Annotated in this window: 13 protein-coding genes; 5 read left to right on the top strand and 8 right to left on the bottom strand. The window is 72.1% G+C overall.

The genetic code is table 11. From position 1 onward, the window contains the following. From R3E98_02780 to R3E98_02755, 6 genes are read right to left on the bottom strand one after another with little or no spacing between them, the layout of a single operon-like run. Complete coding sequence (locus R3E98_02780) at positions 1-630, bottom strand: cyclase family protein (GenBank protein MEZ4422309.1); 630 nt, start codon at positions 628-630, stop codon at positions 1-3. Beyond that, on the bottom strand, positions 630-1,412 hold the full coding sequence (locus tag R3E98_02775; GenBank protein ID MEZ4422308.1) for a tryptophan 2,3-dioxygenase family protein: 783 nt from the start codon (positions 1,410-1,412) through the stop codon (positions 630-632). Before R3E98_02775 ends, R3E98_02780 begins: the two co-directional genes overlap by 1 nt. A 5-nt stretch (positions 1,413-1,417) precedes the next feature. Continuing rightward, the gene (locus R3E98_02770) at positions 1,418-2,731 is read right to left on the bottom strand and encodes an NAD(P)/FAD-dependent oxidoreductase (GenBank protein ID MEZ4422307.1); all 1,314 of its coding nucleotides are present in this window, start codon (positions 2,729-2,731) and stop codon (positions 1,418-1,420) included. Continuing rightward, positions 2,728-4,023 carry a kynureninase gene (kynU, locus tag R3E98_02765; protein MEZ4422306.1) on the bottom strand — a complete coding sequence of 432 codons (1,296 nt, stop codon included), beginning with the start codon at positions 4,021-4,023 and terminating at the stop codon, positions 2,728-2,730. The genes R3E98_02770 and kynU overlap by 4 nt, the downstream gene beginning before the upstream one ends. Further along, positions 4,020-5,048: an amidohydrolase family protein gene (locus R3E98_02760; protein MEZ4422305.1), complete on the bottom strand. Its 1,029-nt coding sequence runs from the start codon at positions 5,046-5,048 to the stop codon at positions 4,020-4,022. Before R3E98_02760 ends, kynU begins: the two co-directional genes overlap by 4 nt. Further along, a complete protein-coding gene (locus R3E98_02755) occupies positions 5,045-5,581 on the bottom strand; it encodes a 3-hydroxyanthranilate 3,4-dioxygenase (protein MEZ4422304.1) in 537 nt (178 codons plus the stop codon). The genes R3E98_02760 and R3E98_02755 overlap by 4 nt, the downstream gene beginning before the upstream one ends. 266 nt (positions 5,582-5,847) lie before the next feature. On the opposite strand from R3E98_02755, the gene R3E98_02750 reads away from it, so the two are divergent. From R3E98_02750 to R3E98_02730, 5 genes are all read left to right on the top strand, one after another. Beyond that, entirely contained in the window at positions 5,848-6,507 is a 660-nt protein-coding gene (locus tag R3E98_02750) for a hypothetical protein (protein MEZ4422303.1), read from the top strand. A 431-nt stretch (positions 6,508-6,938) separates the two neighbouring features. Next, entirely contained in the window at positions 6,939-7,403 is a 465-nt protein-coding gene (locus tag R3E98_02745) for a hypothetical protein (GenBank protein ID MEZ4422302.1), read from the top strand. A gap of 13 nt (positions 7,404-7,416) precedes the next feature. Next, positions 7,417-8,643: a hypothetical protein gene (locus R3E98_02740; GenBank protein ID MEZ4422301.1), complete on the top strand. Its 1,227-nt coding sequence runs from the start codon at positions 7,417-7,419 to the stop codon at positions 8,641-8,643. Positions 8,644-8,737: 94 nt separating this feature from the next. After that, on the top strand, positions 8,738-10,534 hold the full coding sequence (locus tag R3E98_02735) for a S8 family serine peptidase (GenBank protein ID MEZ4422300.1): 1,797 nt from the start codon (positions 8,738-8,740) through the stop codon (positions 10,532-10,534). 278 nt (positions 10,535-10,812) lie between these two features. Beyond that, entirely contained in the window at positions 10,813-13,947 is a 3,135-nt protein-coding gene (locus R3E98_02730) for a hypothetical protein (GenBank protein ID MEZ4422299.1), read from the top strand. A 103-nt stretch (positions 13,948-14,050) separates the two neighbouring features. On the opposite strand, the gene R3E98_02725 is transcribed toward R3E98_02730, so the two are convergent. Together R3E98_02725 and R3E98_02720 are read right to left on the bottom strand one after the other, a co-directional pair. After that, a complete protein-coding gene (locus R3E98_02725) occupies positions 14,051-14,920 on the bottom strand; it encodes a hypothetical protein (protein ID MEZ4422298.1) in 870 nt (289 codons plus the stop codon). Between the two features lie 10 nt (positions 14,921-14,930). Next, positions 14,931-16,496: a glycerol-3-phosphate dehydrogenase/oxidase gene (locus R3E98_02720; GenBank protein MEZ4422297.1), complete on the bottom strand. Its 1,566-nt coding sequence runs from the start codon at positions 16,494-16,496 to the stop codon at positions 14,931-14,933. Between the last annotated feature and the right edge of the window lie 209 nt (positions 16,497-16,705).

The following is a 16,705-nucleotide window of genomic DNA, read 5'->3' as shown; positions in this document are numbered from 1 at the left end:
TCATCCGAGCGCGCGCAGCACCGCGCGCACCGGGCTGGCATCGAAGCCCACCAGGCGGAGCGGCAGCGCGATCAGCTCGTACTCCCCCTCGGGCACGTCCGTCAGCACCACGCCCTCCAGGATGCGCACGTCGCGGGCATAGCAGCGCTGATGGGCCGGCAGCTCCTTGGAGTCCGCCCGGTCCACGCTCGGCGTGTCCAGCCCCACGAGGCGCACGCCCTGATCCGCCAGGTGATCCACCACGGCGGGATCCAGCGCCACGAACGTCCCGTCGAAGCGGGCGGGATCGGGCGCGCTGCCCGTGGCCAGCAGCACACGCGGGTGCCGGGGCGCGCGCGGCAGGTCGGAGACGCGCAGGTGCTCCCCGTCGGCGGCGCGCACGCGCAGCACGTCGCAGGGGCCGATGAAGCGCTCCAGCGGCTCCGCCTCGATGGACAGCCCGGGCTCGGCGTAGTGGCTCTCCGCGTCCACATGCGCACCCACGTGCACCGTGCTCCGCAGCGTGGAGAGCCGGAGCGCGTCCCCGCGGGCGAAGTCCAGCAGCACCTCGCGGGACAGCGGCGTGTCCCCCGGGAAGACCGCGAGATCCGCCGTGAGCGGCGGGGAGATGTCCCAGATCCGGCGTGCCATCAGACCTGCCCGCGGATGGCCCAGAGGTCCGGGAAGATGGGCTTGAAGAGCGTGCCCTTGAGGAAGTCCACGCCCGAGGAGCCGCCCGTGCCGGACTTATCCCCGATGGTGCGCTGCACCATGATGACGTGCCGGTAGCGCCACTCCTGCAGGCCTTCGTCCACGTCCGTCATGATCTCGAACAGGATGCGCACGTCCGCGCGCGTCTCGTAGAGCTGGAGCAGCGCCCGCTGGATCTCCTCATGCGGCCGGGTGGGCTCCTCCGGCGGCTTGTTCTTCAACTCCTGCGGAATCTCCATCCCGAAGCCGCGCAGGAAGTCGTAGAGCGCGTCCACGATGGACGGCTCCTGCAGCCGCTGCTCCAGACGCGCCTGGGCCTCCGGGTTGCCTTCGTGATGGCGCAGCATGGTCCGGCGCTTGTGGCCCAGCAGGAACTCCATCTCCCGGAACTGCGGGGATTGGAAGCCCGAGGCGGTGTCCAGGCGGTGGCGGAAGCTGTTGAAGCTGAGTGGAGACATGGTCTCCAGCACGTCCAGTTGCGCCACCAGGGTCTTCATGACCATGCGGATGCGCTTGAACGTGGCGATGGCGTCGAACAGCGCGCCGCTGGACAGGTCGCGTTTGGTCTTGTCCAGCTCGTGCAGCAGCAGCTTGAACCAGAGCTCGTAGACCTGGTGGATGACGATGAACAGCAGCTCGTCGTGCTCGGGCGGATCCGAGGCCGGATGCTGGAGCTTGAGCAGACGCTCCAGCTCGAGATAGGACGAGTACGTGAGGGACATCGACGTCACCGGAGCGCGAGGAGCAGCAGGACTCCCAGGAGGATCGCCAGCACGGTCGCGGCCCTGCGCACCCCGTGCACCTGACGCTCCCAGCGGGCCACCGCCTCGGCGTAGGGCGTCGACGTGAACGTAACCATCGTGTAGAGCGGGACGAAGACGCCCGGCAGCACCCGGTGCGCCAGACGCCCCAGGGCCCGGAGCGCCAGGAACCCCCTGGACGCCACCCGGTCGCGCATGACCCGGTAGTTCTCGATGGCCAGCTCGGAGAGCGCGTCCGCGTCCGCCTTGCGGTCCTCGTAGAAGCGCCGGAACGCCTCGGCCGGCGTGGCGTGGGCCCGGAGCGCCTCCGCGAGGAGCCGGCAGTCCTCGAAGGAGGCGTTCATGCCCTGCCCGTAGAACGGCACCACGGCGTGGGCCGCGTCCCCGATCAGGATCACCCGGCCGCCCAGGTCCCAGGGGCCGCAGCGCACGGTGACCAGGGTCCCCACCGGATGGGTGCGGTACTGCTCGGTCACGTCCGGGAAGAGGGGCAGCGCATCCGCGAAGTGGGTGCGGAAGACCGCGAGGACGTCCTCGTCCGTGCGGACCGCCGCGAACGAAGGTGCCTCCCCCGTCAGGGGCCAGAACAGCGTGCAGGTGAACGTGCGGTCCTCGTTGGGCAGCGCGATCATCATGAAGCCACCGCGCGGCCAGATGTGCAGCGCGTGGGGCTCCAGCGCGAAGCCGCCGTCCGGCGCGGCCGGGAGCGTCAGCTCCTTGTAGCCGTGCGTGAGGTAGGTCTGGGCGTAGTCGAAGCCCGCCGTGCGCTGCAGCCGGGCCCGCACCGCGGAATAGGCGCCATCCGCGCCCACGATGAAGTCGAACTCCTCGGTGCGGCCGCCCTCCAGGTGGATGCGCCCGTGCTCGGGCTCGACGTCCACCACCGGCGCGTCGAAGATCAGCTTGGCGCCGGCCGCCTCGGCGGCGTCCAGCAGGCGCAGGTTCAGGTCCCCCCGGGACGTGGAGTGGATGACCTGGTCCGCCTCCGTGCCATAGGGCTGCAGCGAGAGGTCCCCGTCCGGCGCGTGCATCATGCGGCCGCGCATGGGTACGCCGTGCGCGAGCACCTCATCCGCGAGCCCCAGCTCGGCCAGCGCCCGGATCCCCCGGTGCGACAGCGCCAGGTTGATGGAGCGGCCGCCCTCGGTGCCTTTGCGGCGCGGGTCGCTCCGGCGCTCGTAGACCCGCACCCGGTACCCGTCCCGGGCCAGGTAGCAGGCCATCATGGCGCCGGCCAGCCCGGCCCCGGCGACCGCGACCGGCCGGCCGCCTCCGTTCAAGCGGCCGCCTCGTCCGCGAGCGCCGCCGCCAGACGCCACACGTCTTGGAACGTGTTGTAGAGCGGCGCAGGCGAGGCACGCAGCACGTCGGGCTCGCGCGCGTCGCACACGATCCCTTGGGCCATCAGGCGGTGCTCCAGCGCACGGGCCCCGCCGCCTTCCACCTGCAGGCTGAGCTGTGCGCCGCGCCGCTCCGGATCGCGCGGCGTGAGCACGCGGAAGCGCCCGGCGGGCAGCGTGTCCAGCAGCGATTCCAGGTAGCCGGTCAGCGCCACCGACTTGGCGCGCAACGCGGGCAGGCCGGCTTCGTCGAACAGCGCCAGCGAGGCCTTGAGCGGCGCGAGCGCCAGGATCGGCGGGTTGGAGAGCTGCCAGCCGTCGGCGCTCGCCACCGGCACGAAGTCCGGCCGCAGGTGGAGCTGGAAGCGCGTGTCGGGATCGTAGCCCCACCAGCCCCCGAAGCGCGGCAGCGCGCGGTCGTGCGCGTGTCGTTCGTGCACGAAGCACCCCGCCACCGCGCCCGGCCCCGCGTTCAGGTACTTGTAGGTGCACCACACCGCGAAGTCGGCCCCATCGTCGTGCAGGGAGAGCGGGACGTTGCCGGCCGCGTGCGCCAGATCGAACCCGACCCGGGCCCCCACCGCGTGCGCGGCGCGCGCGATGCGCGCCAGGTCCAGCCGCTGCCCGGTGAGGAAGTTGACGCCACCCAGCAGCACCAGGGCCAGCGTGTCGCCGGCGTCCTCGATGCGGCGTTCGATCTCGGCCTCGTCCAGGCAGGCGCCGTCGGTCGCGGGCACGGCGATCAGCCCGTCCGCCGGGTCCACGCCGTGCACGCGCAGCTGCGTCTCCACGGCGTAGCGGTCGGAGGAGAAGGCCGCGTCCTCCATCAGGATGCGGCGGCGCGTTCCCTCCGGCCGGTAGAAGCTCACCATCATCAGGTGCAGGTTCACGGTGAGGCCGTTCATCAGCACGACCTCTTCCGGACGGGCCCCGACCAGCCGCGCCATGGGCTCCCGGAACTGGCGGTGGTAGGGATACCAGGGATCGCGGCCCTCCAGGTGGGCGCGCACCGCCAGGGTCTGCCAGTCCTCCAGCTCGGCCACCACGTCCGCCTGCACGCCCACGGGCTGCAGGCCCAGGCTGTTGCCGCAGAAGTAGGCGACCGGCTGCCCGTCCTCGTGCAGCGGGACATGGAAGCGGCTGCGGAAGCGCGCCAGCGGATCGGCCGCGTCCAGCGCGCGGGCGCGGCGCTCCTCGGCGCTGCCCGTGGCCCAGCGTTCGTCCGTGCTCACTGCGTGAAGCGCTCCACCGGGATGTCCAGGAACTCGAGCGCGTTGGTGGTGAGCAGGCGCGTACGCACCTCGGGCGTGAGGTCCGCCATCTCCTCGATCATCTTCCCCGGCACGTGCTCCCCCAGCGGGAAGGGATAGTCCGAGCCCAGCGCGATCCGGTCCTCGCCCACCACCTCCAGCAGCATGCGCAGCGCCGCGGGCTCGTGCACCAGCGAATCCACCCAGAAGCGACCCAGCCAGTCCGTGGGCGGGATCCGGGTCTGGGTGGCGCACAGGTCCGGGCGCACCTGGAAGCCGTGCTCGATGCGACCGATCGTGCCGGGAAACGAGCCGCCCCCGTGCGCAAAGGCGACACGGAGCTTCGGGAAGCGCTCGAAGATCCCGCCGAAGACCAGCGAGCAGATGGCGATGGTGGTCTCCGTGGGCATGCCCACCAGCCAGCGCATCCAGTACCGGCGCATCCGCTCCGGGGCCAGCATGTCCCACGGGTGCACGAAGACCGCGGCGCCCAGCGCCTCGGCGGCCTCGTAGAAGGGGAGCAGCGCCGGCTCGTCCAGGTTCCAGTCGTTCACGTGGCTGCCGATCTGCACGCCCGGGAAGCCCAGCTCCTTCACGCAGCGCTCCAGCTCCTGCGCGGCCAGCTCCGGCGCCTGCATGGGCAGCGTGCCCAGCGCGGTGAAGCGCGTGGGATGCTCCGCCACCACGCCCGCCAGGTGATCGTTCAGCAGACGCGACAGGTCCAGCGTGTCACGCGGCTTGGCCCAGTACGAGAACATCACCGGCACCGTGGAGAGCACCTGCACGCGCACGCCGTCGCGGTCGCACTCGCCCAGGCGCACGCCTGGATCCCACGTGTTGGCGCCCACCTCCCGGAAGCGGTGCTCGCCGATCATCATGCAGGCGCAGCCCGGCCCGGTGTGCTCCAGGCGCACGAAGCCCTGGTAGCCGTAGCGCGCGCTCAGGTCGGGCCAGCGCTCCGGCAGGATGTGGGTGTGCAGGTCGATCTTGGGCGCGACCGTCCTCAGAAGACCGGCTCCGTCGGGAGCTCCTTGACCGTGCCGCAGGCCTTGCAGGTCCGGAGCTCCTCCGAGGCGTAGAAGGCCTCCATGCGCGGCTTGATCTCCTCGTCCAGCTGGGTGAGGTGCCACTCCACGTCGTAGATCAGCTCGTCGCAATTGTCGCAGTACCACACGAAGTGGTCGTTCTGACCCTCCGGTCGCGCGTACTCGACCACCAGCCCGATCGTGTTGGCCTTCCGCACCGGCCGGTGGGGCGTGAACGGCGGGATCATGAACACGTCCCCCTCCCGGAGCGGCATGTCGATCCGCTCCTGGGTCTCGGGGTCGATGAGCTTCAGGATCATGTCCCCCTGGAGCTGGTGGAAGAACTCCTCGCTGGGGGTGATGTGGTAGTCGTTCCGCTGGTTGGGTCCGGCGATGAGCATGACCATCATCTTGGAGTCCTTCCAGATGACCTTGTTGCCCACCGGAGGCTTCATCTCCTCGCGGTTGGCGTTGATCCACTCGTTGAGGTTGAACGAGCGTCCGAGGGTCGACATCGGCGGCTTCCCTTCCTGGGGTGCGGAACCGGGTGCGGCTGGGCCGGATTGTACCGATCCGCCGTTTCGAGCGTCAACCGAACGGGCTGGGGGGAGCAGCGCAGCGGCGGGGGGAGCGCGGCGGCGGGGAACGGCGCGATGGCGTGGAGCGCGGGGATCGGTGTGGGCCGAGCCGCCGGGGGAGCGCGGCGGCGGCGCCGCAGGGGGGCCCCGCGGTCTGGATCGTGCTCCGGGGTCGCCAGATCCCCCGCTTCCGCGGAGCCTCGATGCCCGTGTCCATCGCCCGTCCGCTGCCGCTCCCGGCGCGCGCCCTGCCGGGGTCCGCGCGGCCTCATCCGCTCGCCGCGCGCGTCCCGCGGATCTTCGTGCCCGTCCTGCCGATCCTCGCGCTCCTGCTGGTGCTGCCGGCCCCCCTCGCCGGGCAGTCCCTGCGGGACGGTCTGTGGGTGGGCGGCGGTGTGGGGGGCTCCTCCACGCGGATCACCTGCCAGGTCTGCACGGCCGAGCGCGCCACCGGGCTCGCCGCCTACGTGCAGGTCGGGGGCACCGTGTCTCCTCGGACCCGGGTGGGGCTCGAGGGGACGGGGTGGCTCAAGGATGACCTGGGCCTCAACCAGAAGGTGGGCTCCCTCTCGCTGGCCACGTACTTCCATCCCCGGCAGCGCGGCCTGTTCTTCAAGGCGGGCCCGTCCGTGCTCATCTACCGGGCCACGGACGACGACGACAACGAGGCCCGCTCGCGCTCCTTCGGGGCCATCGTGGGGCTGGGCTACGAGTTGCCGACCGGCGGCTCGTGGGTGCTGACGCCCGCGATCACCGTGCACGCCAGCTCGTTCGGCCGCATGGAGAACGAGGAGGGCGACGTCATCTCCCGGGACGTGAACCTGAGCCTGATCCAGCTGAGCATCGGGGTCACGACGCGCTGAGGCTGCGGTCCCGACGGCGCGCGGTCACCACGCGCTGAGGCCAGGGTCCCCGACGGCGCGCGGTCTCCGCGCGCTGAGGCCCCTGAGGCCCGGGTCCGCGACGGCTCGGGTCACGACGCGCTGAAGCCAGGCGCAGGCCCACGCACACGCGGCTCGCCCGCGGCCGTCTCTTCGCGCGCGATTCACGATCCCCGCGTCACCCTTCTCGGATCGAGGCGCGCACGCCACATCCGTACGTGCCGCGAATCGGCCCACCCGTCCCCCGATTCGAGGCACTACGTCGTGCCTGCCGGTCTGCAAGAAAATCCCTGTAAATGCGGGCGTCGGGAGCACCTCCACCCCACGGATCCGCGCTTCGTGGCGTGGTCTCCGCAGGGTCTGGATTTTGCGAGGCCGCGCACCTGTTTCCTTCCTCCAACGGACGTTGGTGTTTGCGCGCAACACGTCTTCCTTCGCAGCGGATGGGGCGGACGTCGGCCCTCGGGCTGGCGCTCCTCCTGATCGGCTGCGACGGGGGTGGTGCGCCTCCGCCGACCCCCACCGGGCCCTCCGCGCCGGTGGCCCCCGAGTCCTTGAGCCAGGCCGTGCAGCCGATCCTCACCCGTACCTGCGCCTTCAGCCAGTGCCATTCGGGGCCCACGCCCCAGGAAGGCATGGACCTGAGCGCAGGACGCACGCACGCGAGCGTGGTGGGTGTGGCGTCGCGGCAGGTCCCGCGGCTGCTGCGGGTGGATCCGGCGCGTCCAGACTCCAGCTACCTGCTGCTCAAGCTGCGCGGCATGGCCGGAGCCGTGGGAGGAGTGGGAACCCAGATGCCACTGGGTGGCGCGCTCACGGCGGCACAGATCGACAGCGTTCGGTTCTGGATCGCCGCCGGGGCGCAGAACAACGAGTGATCGAGGTCGAATCATGATCCCGTCCCCCGCCGTGCTGCGCCGTTCCGCCGTCCGCCTGCTCCTGCTGGCCGCGGCGCTCCCCTTCACCGTGCTCGCCTGCGACCACGCCGGCGATCTCATGGGACCGGGCGATGCCCCGGCCGGCTTGAGCCGCGCCTACTCGTCGTGGGCCCCCAAGTCCACCGACACGTGCACCACCGAGATCCACGACCGCTACGCCGTGGTGGGCTCGGACGGGAAGCTCTACCCGACGTGGCATCCCCCCGTCGACCCCGAGACCGGCTGCACGTTCGGGCACGAGCACGGTCGCGATCCGCGGGGCTCGGACCTCTTCGACGACCTGGGGATGGTGCCCTTCGGGCTCGCCAACGAGGCCATCGACTTCTTCGCGCCGCACGAGGGCTTCAAGATCGAGTGGGAGAACAACGTCGAGATGCAGGCCGAAGGGGGCGTGGGCGGCCTCTTCCGCATCGAGTGCGACGTGATGTTCGAGCTGCACCAGGGCACGGACGGCAGCGGCCGCTTCGTCCAGCCCAAGCACGAGATGGGCTACTTCATCGCGTGCACGGACGGCTCCAAGGCCTACTTCCAGATCGTGACCACGATCGGCCACGAGGGCGAATACGTCCGCTCCTGCGACGGCACCCACGTCACGGCCAAGGAAGTGACGGGCGGTCTGCGGGGCGGCGGCCAGCGCGTGATCCCCGACATCACCTGCCTGGAGCGCGAGCTGCTCGTGCCCGAGGGTCAGCGCTCCAACTTCGGCGTGCTGCGCGAGAGCTGGCAGTTCTCGCAGAGCCTGAGGACGTCGGCCAACCAGACGCTGGTCTCGATCGGGCCCTACTTCAACGTCTTCAACCCGAGCCGCGTCTTCGATCCGTCCGCGCCCAACCTGCTGGCCAACGTGGTGGATCTGTGCTTCGCCGACCGCGCGGACGGGCGGAAGGCCCGCGGCAACCTCTGCGACCAGACCGCGGCCGGTGCCACCTGGGACCACCCGGGCTCGGCCTTCGACGGCGCGCATCGCGACGTGGACATCAACGGCGTCCACGTCCGCAACGCGGGCGGTCCCGAGGTCTGGTACACGGACGGCTTCGGCCGCAACGGGAGCCCCACGCCCTTCCCCGGCTCGATCCGGCAGATCGTGGCCTCGGTGGACAACGGCGCCCTGTCGCCGCGCGGACCCAGCATCGGACGCAACCGGCCCTACAGCGGCCACGGCGTGCACGCGCCGAATTGAGGTGATAGAGACCCCGGACGTCGGGGGAAGCGACCTGCGCGAGGCGCTCCCGGCGGCCATGTGTGAACTCCCCCACGAACGGTAAGGGAGAGAGATGAAGCGTTTTGTGGTGTTCACGGCGGCCGTGCTGCTGACGGCCTGTTCGGACCTGTCCACGCCGGTGCAGCCCGTCGAGGAACGGGCACCCGTGCTGGCGGGGACGGCCCTGCTGGACCAGTTGGGACCGGTCGGCCCGGATGTCGTGCCCGACCGGTACATCGTGGTGTTCGACGCCACGGTGGGTGACGTTCCCGATCACGTCCGCAGCCTGGTGGCCAAGACCGGGGGTGACGTGGTGCACGTGTACGAGAACGCGATCCGCGGCTTCGCCGTGGACGCGGAGTACGACCAGCTCGCCGACATCGCGGCGGACCGGGACATCGTGCTCATCGAGCGCGATCGTCTCATGACCGGCGTTGGCACGCAGACGGGTGCCTGGTGGGGCCTGGACCGCATCGACGAGCGCACGCAGCCGCTCGACGGCAACTATTCCTGGGGCCCCGACGGCTCCGGCGTGAACGTCTACATCCTGGACACGGGCATCCGGACGTCGCACGTGGACTTCGGCGGCCGGGCGTCGGGAGGCTTCACCGCCATCAACGACGGCAACGGCACCAACGACTGCAACGGGCACGGCACGCACGTGGCCAGCACCGCGGTCGGCAGCGAGTGGGGTGTGGCCAAGAACGCCAAGGCGGTGGCCGTGCGCGTGCTGGGCTGCACCGGGAGCGGCACCACGTCCGGCGTGATCGCCGGGATCGATTGGGTGCGCGCCAACCACGTCAAGCCGGCCGTGGCCAACATGAGCCTCGGCGGCGGCGCGTCCACCGCGCTCGACCAGGCCGTGACCAACGCCGTCAACGCGGGCGTGGTGTTCGCGGTGTCCGCGGGCAACTCCAACACGAATGCCTGCACGCAGTCGCCGGCCCGCGCCGCGGCCGCGCTGACCATCGGCTCGACCACGTCCACGGACGCGCGTTCGAGCTTCTCCAACTACGGGACCTGCGTGGACTTCTTCGCGCCGGGCTCCAACATCCGCGCCGCCTACTACACGTCCAACACGGCCGTGGCCAACCTGTCGGGGACGTCCATGGCGTCGCCGCACGCCGCCGGGGCCGCCGCGCTGTACCTTTCGGCCAACCCGAACGCCACGCCCGCCCAGGTGGAGCAGGCGCTCGAGTCCAACGCCACGACCGGTGTGATCGGCAGCGTCGGGTCGGGCTCGCCCAACCTGCTGCTCTATACGGGCTTCATGAGCGGCAGCCCGCCGCCTCCGCCGCCCCCGCCGCCGAGCAACTCCGCGCCCGTGGCCGACCTGACGGTCAGCTGCAACGGGCTCGTGTGCACGCTGGACGGCAGCGGCTCCATGGACGACAACGGCATCGTGTCGTGGATCTACAAGTTCCACGATCAGACCCCATGGGTCACCGGCACGGGGCATCCCACGGCGATCCAGCACACGTACGCGAGCGCGGGCACGTATCTGCCGCGCATCGAGGTGTACGACGCGCAGGGTCTGCGCGGCGCGGTCAACGTGCAGGTGACGGTGACGGCGACCACGCCGCCTCCGCCGCCTCCGCCGCCGCCGGGCAACCAGGCGCCCGTGGCGGACCTGGTCGTGACGTGCACGGGCCTGACCTGCACGATCGACGGATCGGGCTCGACGGACGACAACGGGATCGTGTTCTGGAGCTACTCGTTCGGTGCGGGCGGCTCCACGCAGACGGGTGGCGGTCAGCCCCCGGCCGTGCAGTACACCTACGCCCAGCCCGGCACGTACACGGTGCGGATCGGCGTGTGGGACGCGGCGGGGCTGCGCAGCCTGAAGAGCACCAAGATCACCGTGAACTAGGACCCGCCCCTCCGGGGCGAGGAGACCGGGGCCGGAGACGGCCCGGCGGGCGCAGCACAAGGCCCGGTTCAGCGAGCCCCTCGGAGCGCATGCTCCGGGGGGTTTCGCGTTCCCGGGGGGAGGCGGGTATGCTCCGCCGGGCACCGGGCGCGGCGCTCGTGGGCCGGCCGAGCGTGCACACCCCGGGGCGGAGACCCCGACCGCTGTGGGGCACGGGGTGATCCGCTCCGCGGCGTCCTTCGCTAGGGACGGACGAATCCATCCGTCCGGAGGCTCCCATGCCGCGCCCCCCCTGCCGCAGCCCGCTCGCCGCCGCGCCCCTCGCCCTCGTCCTGGCGGGCGCCCTGGCCGTGCCGTCGCCCGCGGCCGCCCAGACCGCTCCCCGCCCCACCCCCGACCGGGTGGACCTGACCCCCGAGCGCGGGCGCGCCGTGGTGCAGCTCGAGGGCCGCGACCTCGACGCCTTCCGGGAGGCACGCGTGGTGGACCCGCGCGGGGGGGCCGCCCGCGGCTTCCGGGTGGTGCTCGGAACCGTACGGGGATCCCTTCGCCCCGCGGAGCTCCTCACGGAGGGTGCGGCGCCCGGGGACTACGGGCTCGAGCTCGTGTCGGAGAAGGGCGCGGTGCGCGTGGATCTGCGACTGACCGTCGCGGCGGCGAGCGCCGCGGTCGAGCGCGTGGCCGGCCCGACCCAGGTGGAGGCGGGCGCGCCGTTCCACCTGGAGGTGGGCGTGCGCCTGCCGTCGGGGGCGGGGAAGGTGGTGGTCACGGGCGGCGGGAGGGAAGGCTCCGTGGAGGCGCGCGGGACCACCACCGACGTGGTCGTGCCCATGCCCGGGCTGCCCGCCGGATCCCACACGCTGGTGGTGCGGGCCCTGGACGGAGCGGGCACGGCGGCCGGCGAGGCGACGCATGCCGTCGTGGCCCTGGCCGGGCCGGCGGTGAGCGCCGTGGCGCTCTCGGCGGCGGAAGCCAGCAGCGGTCAGCAACTCACCGGCACGCTGACGCTCGACCGCCCCGCCGCATCGGCGCTGGCGGTCGCGCTGGCCGCGGACGGCGCGTTCGTGACCGTCCCGGCCACCGCGACGGTCCCGGCCGGGTCCACCACTGCCACGTTCACGGTGCAGGTGGGCAGCGTGCCGCAGGACGCGCGGACCGTCGTGGCCGCCACGCTCGGCGAGGACAAGGCCGAAGCCGAGCTCGTGCTGATCGGCCCACCCGTGCTGATCGACTTCGACGTCTACGGCGGCAACGTCTCGGGGGCCGGCCAGGTCATGGTGGACGAGCCCGGTGACGTGGCCGTGCGGCCCCGCCTCGACCGTCCGGCCCCCGCCGGCGGCACGGAGGTGACGCTGTCCACCACCCTGCCGAACCTGGTGCAGCTTCCGGCCTCCATGACCGTGCCCGCCGGCGCCACCGAGCTGGTCCTCCAGGTGGAACACGGCGTCAGCCCGACGCTGGTCACGGGCACCCTCTCCGCGCACCTCGGGACGCAGCAACTCGACTACGCGATCCGGTTCGAGCCGCCTGCGCTGCCCATGCCCCAGTCGCTCCGGTTCCGGGGCGCCGGCATCCCCGAGGGGACGTCCGTCTCGGCGATCGGCGGCGTACCGCTCACGGCGGTGGTCGAGCTGATCGCGCCGGCGCCCGCCGGCGGCGTCCCCATCCACTTCAACAACACGAACCTGAACCCGGTCGGCGGACCGGATCAGGTGGTGCCCGCGGGTCTGCAGACGTTCGAGATCGTCCTCCAGACACCCCAGGTCGCGCAGCCCCGCATCGAAGGCGCATGGGTCCGGGCGGAAGGGAGCTTCCACACCGTCGAGGCCCAGGTGGAGCTGCTGCCGGTCCCCTCCGAGCTGGTGTCGCTCACGTTCGATCAGGACTGGGTCAGCCCGTTCGCGGACCGCACGGCCACGGTCGCGTTCGCGCAGCCGGCGCCGCTCGCGCGGGAGGTGGTCCTGTCGGCGCAGTTCGCGAGCGGCTCCTCCTGGCAGGGCGTGCGCGTGACGGTCCCGCCCGGCCAGACCCAGGCCAGCGCGATCGCCCCGGGCCTCGGCAACGGCGACGCGGCCGGCTCCATCGACGTCACGGCGTCCTACGGCGGCTCGTCGGTGCAGGCCACGCTTGCGACCTACCCGGCCGTGCAGGTCCAGACCCTTCTCCTCGATCCGGCCGTCGTGTACGTGGGAGACGACGTGGAGGTCGAGGTCGTGCTCCAGCAGCCCGCGCCCCCCGGAGGCGCGGAGCTCGTGGTCCAGGGGCTGCACTCGGCCATCCTGATGCCGGAGCCGAGGGCGGCAGGAAACAGCACCCGGGTCACCGTGCCGCCCGGCGCGACGTCCGGCACGTTCGTGCTCGAGGCGCGCTCCGCCGCGCCGGAGGTGATCCTGTCGGTCGCGAATCCGTTGGGGGGAACCCTGTCGCGCGCCTTCGCCATCCACGAGGCGGTCACGCTCGCCCCGATCGGGGGCGGGAGCCAGATCGTCGGCGGAAGCGGCACCCGCGTCTTCCAGCTCCAGTTGTCCGCCGCGCCGAGCACGCCCACCGAGGTGACGCTCTCCACGGACCGTCCCGACCTCATCGATCTCCCCGCCACCCAGACGTTCGTGACCCAGCAGACCGTGTCCGTGTCGTACCCGGTGCTGCACGACCCGGCGCCCGGGGAAGCGATTCCGCTCACGATCTCGGCCACCCTGCGCAACCAGACCGTGAGCAAGACCTACACGATGGTGCACAGCGCGCCGTACCTCACGGCGTTCGCGGTCGAACCCATGCTGGGCCGCACGGCGTTCTACCCGGGCGACGACGTGCGCCTGCGCTGGACGCTCGACCGCTACCCGGCGCAGAACACCACGATCGAGATCGTGCCGGAGACGGAGGGCGTGCTGGTCAACCTGCCGCCGGCGGTGGTCGTGTCGGATCCCAGCGGCTCCGTCACGGTGGAGATCGGCGCGTTCACCGAACCGGGGTCGTTTCCGGTCCGGGCCCGCACCGGCGCGGTGGAGGTCGCGACGTCGATCCCGTTCGTCCTGCCGGAGCTGATGGACCTGTACTGGCGGGTGGACGGACAGGGCGGCGCGACCACGGAGGCGCAGCTCCCGCTGTACGGGAGCCCGGGCCACTGCGTGCTGGTGTTCGACATGCCGCTGCCGGTCGTGGGCGAGCTGCTCACGGAGCCGTTCCAGATGCAGACGGACCGGCCGGACCTCGTGTACATCGGCCAGGACCCCACGACGCTCCGGTTCCCCCACGGGGCCGGCAGCGGCGGCACGTACGAGATGCCGCTGATGTGCAACGTGGCTCCGTCCATGGCCGCGGGGCTGACCGAGCCGGCCTCGTTCACGGTCACCCTCACGTGGCGCGGGCAGACCCGCTCGACCACGGTCACGGTGCTGCCGGAACCCACCTGACGCGGCGCGTCCGGGACCGCGGCGCCGGAGGGACCCTCCTCCCGTGCGCCGCAGCCCCTACGCCGCGATCAGGTCCCTACGCCGCGATCCAGATCCCCGCCGCCTAACGCGGGTCGCACCCCTGCGCGGCCGGCGGCTCGGGCGACGCCGCGACCCGCAGCGTGAACGCACCCGCCGCGCCTCCGAAGATGGAGGACGCCACCACGCGATACTCCCCGTCCTCCGGGAAGGTGATCGTCAGGCGCGCGTTGCAGCCGCCGGCCCCGTCGTCGTCGATGAGACGGTCGGACAGACCGGGGCCCGACGCATACAGGATGCTGTCGAAGTCGTCGCTCAGCATGTCGATGCTGAGCGTCATGCCCGCCGTGCCGAGCACCGTCCACGCCTTGGCCGCCGAGCCGTCCGGGAGCTGGTGGTCGTCCAGGCTGAGCTGGTCCTCCACCACGTCACCGTCGACCAGCGTGCGGCCGTCGGTGGGCACGTCGTCCACGGCCCAGTCCCACCCGCCGCCGGTGTCGGCGCCCATGCACTCGTCCGAGTCCTGCCGCGGTCCCGCCTCGTTGGCGACCCGCAGGCGGTACTCGCCGGCCTGTCCGGACAGGGAGGACAGCACCAGCGTGTAGGGGCCGTCCGCCGGCAGCACGATGTCGATGCGCGCGCCGCAGCCCGTGCTCCCGTCGTCGTCGGTCTGGGGCTCGTCCAGCCCCGGCCCGAGCATGTACAGGTAGGCGTCGAAGTCCTCCGAGGTGAGCTCGAGCACCAGCCCTTCCCCGGCCCGCCCGCGCACCTGCCAGGCCTGGAGCGCCTGGCCGCCGGGCAGGACATAGTCGCCCTCGCCGAGCCGGCCCGTGCGATCCGTGCCCGCGCTCGCCACCCGGTCCGTGGTCGGGAGCAGACTCAACACCGAAGGTCCGGACGCGTACTGGGCGGCCAGCGGGGCCGCCACGATCGCGAGCGCCGCACCGGCGCCCACGCCAACCCACCTACTCGGGGACATAGATCCTCGCCATCTCCTGGAAGTCGTCCACCTGCCGGTCCCGCCATGCCGCGTCCCGGCCCAGCTCCCGGGCCAGGAGGTCCGCCACCGCCGGCGCCGCCTCGATCGCGGCCCGCGCGTCCAGCACCAGGGCGCGGCACCGCCGCGCCAGCACGTCGTCCACCGTGCGCGCCATCTCCTCCCGCACGGACCACACCACCTCGCCCGGGGTCACGTCCAGGCGCGGGTGCAGTGGCACGTCCCACCCGTCCTGCTCCTCCATGACGGCCTCCACGGACGGGGCGTCCGAGCCGTAGGGCGCGAGGCGCCCGAAGCGCTCGGCCCGCGCGTGGTAGCCGTGCAGCCGCAGCTCGCGCGTCACGCAAGGACGGGCGTCCAGCCCCGCGAGCGGGATGGCGTAGTCGACCGCGTCCTCGGCCATGCGCCGGTACGTGGTCCACTTGCCGCCCGCGATGGTCATGAGCCCGGACTTCGAGACCTGGATCGAATGCTCGCGCGAGATCTTCGCGGTGTCGCCACCTTCGGCGACGTTGCCCACGAGCGGACGGATGCCCGCGAAGATGCTCAGCACGTCGGCGCGCGTGGGATCCTCGTCCAGGTAACGCGCGGCGTGCGCGAGGATGAAGTCCACCTCCTCCGCGAGCGGCTCGGGCTCCAGCGCCACGGACTCCAGCGGCGTATCCGTGGTGCCGATCAGGACACGGTCCAGCCAGGGGATCGCGAACAAGACCCGGCCGTCGTCCGTGTGCGGCACCATGATGGCGGACTCGCCCGGCAGGAAGCGGCGGGGCAGCACCACGTGCACGCCCTGGCTCGGCCGCACGATGGGCGGCGCGGAGGGATCGTCCAGGTGGCGCACACCGTCGGTGAACGCGCCGGTGGCGTTGAGGACGAGGCGCGCGGGCGCGGTATGCGTGCGGCCGGTCTCCTCGTCGATCAACTCCACGGCGTCCAGGTAGCCGTCGTCCCCGGCATGGAGGCCGGTCACGCGCGCCTGGTTCAGCACCACCGCGCCCTGCTCCGCGGCCGTCATCACCAGGTGGATGAGCAGGCGCGCGTCGTCGAACTGGCCGTCGTGATAGACCACACCGCCGCGCAGCCCGTCCGTCTCGATGGTGGGCAGCCGCTCGATGGTCTCCTCGCGGCTCAGGTTGCGCGAGGCCCCGAAGCCGTAGCGACCCGCCAGGGCGTCGTAGACCCGCATGCCGATGCCGTAGAAGGGCGCCTCCCACCACTGGTAGTTGGGCACCACGAACGGGAGATCGTGCACCAGGTGGGGGGCGTTCTCGCGCAGGATGCCGCGCTCCTTGAGCGCCTCCATGACCAGCGGGATGTTGCCCTGCTGCAGGTAGCGCACGCCGCCGTGCACGAGCTTGGTGCTGCGGCTGGACGTACCCTTGCCGAAGTCGCTCTGCTCGAGCAGCAGCACCGCGTACCCGCGTGAGGCCGCGTCCACCGCGATGCCGACGCCGGTGGCGCCGCCGCCGATGATGACGAGATCCCAGGGCTCCGTCCGTTCCTGGAGCCGCCGCAGCATGTCGTCACGGGTCACGCGAGGGCCTTCCCCCAGGAGACGCGCCGTCCGGATGGGGCACCCGGCGGTGGATGCGCCTTGCCGGACCGGTCGCGGAGAAGGTAGCGTCCCCTCCCACGTCGCCAAAGCGCCCGCCGCGGGGTCTGGATCCGCCGGGCGCCGGGACTGCCCCCCGGAGCCCCTCGTCCCTTCCCCGCACGCCGGGCGCCGGCACCCGCACTGCGCAT

It is taken from the genome of Gemmatimonadota bacterium (genome assembly GCA_041390125.1).
Classification (GTDB): Bacteria; Gemmatimonadota; Gemmatimonadetes; order Longimicrobiales; family Gaopeijiaceae; genus JAGQIF01.
This window is presented reverse-complemented; position numbering and strand designations above follow the sequence as displayed.

Bases quoted from the DNA above. Each gene is read 5' to 3' on its own strand.
- R3E98_02780 (MEZ4422309.1), bottom strand. From the start codon at position 630: ATGGCACGCCGGATCTGGGACATCTCCCCGCCGCTCACGGCGGATCTC.
- R3E98_02740 (MEZ4422301.1), top strand. From the start codon at position 7,417: ATGATCCCGTCCCCCGCCGTGCTGCGCCGTTCCGCCGTCCGCCTGCTC.
- R3E98_02775 (MEZ4422308.1), bottom strand. From the start codon at position 1,412: ATGTCCCTCACGTACTCGTCCTATCTCGAGCTGGAGCGTCTGCTCAAG.
- R3E98_02750 (MEZ4422303.1), top strand. From the start codon at position 5,848: ATGCCCGTGTCCATCGCCCGTCCGCTGCCGCTCCCGGCGCGCGCCCTG.
- R3E98_02755 (MEZ4422304.1), bottom strand. From the start codon at position 5,581: ATGTCGACCCTCGGACGCTCGTTCAACCTCAACGAGTGGATCAACGCC.
- R3E98_02730 (MEZ4422299.1), top strand. From the start codon at position 10,813: ATGCCGCGCCCCCCCTGCCGCAGCCCGCTCGCCGCCGCGCCCCTCGCC.
- R3E98_02735 (MEZ4422300.1), top strand. From the start codon at position 8,738: ATGAAGCGTTTTGTGGTGTTCACGGCGGCCGTGCTGCTGACGGCCTGT.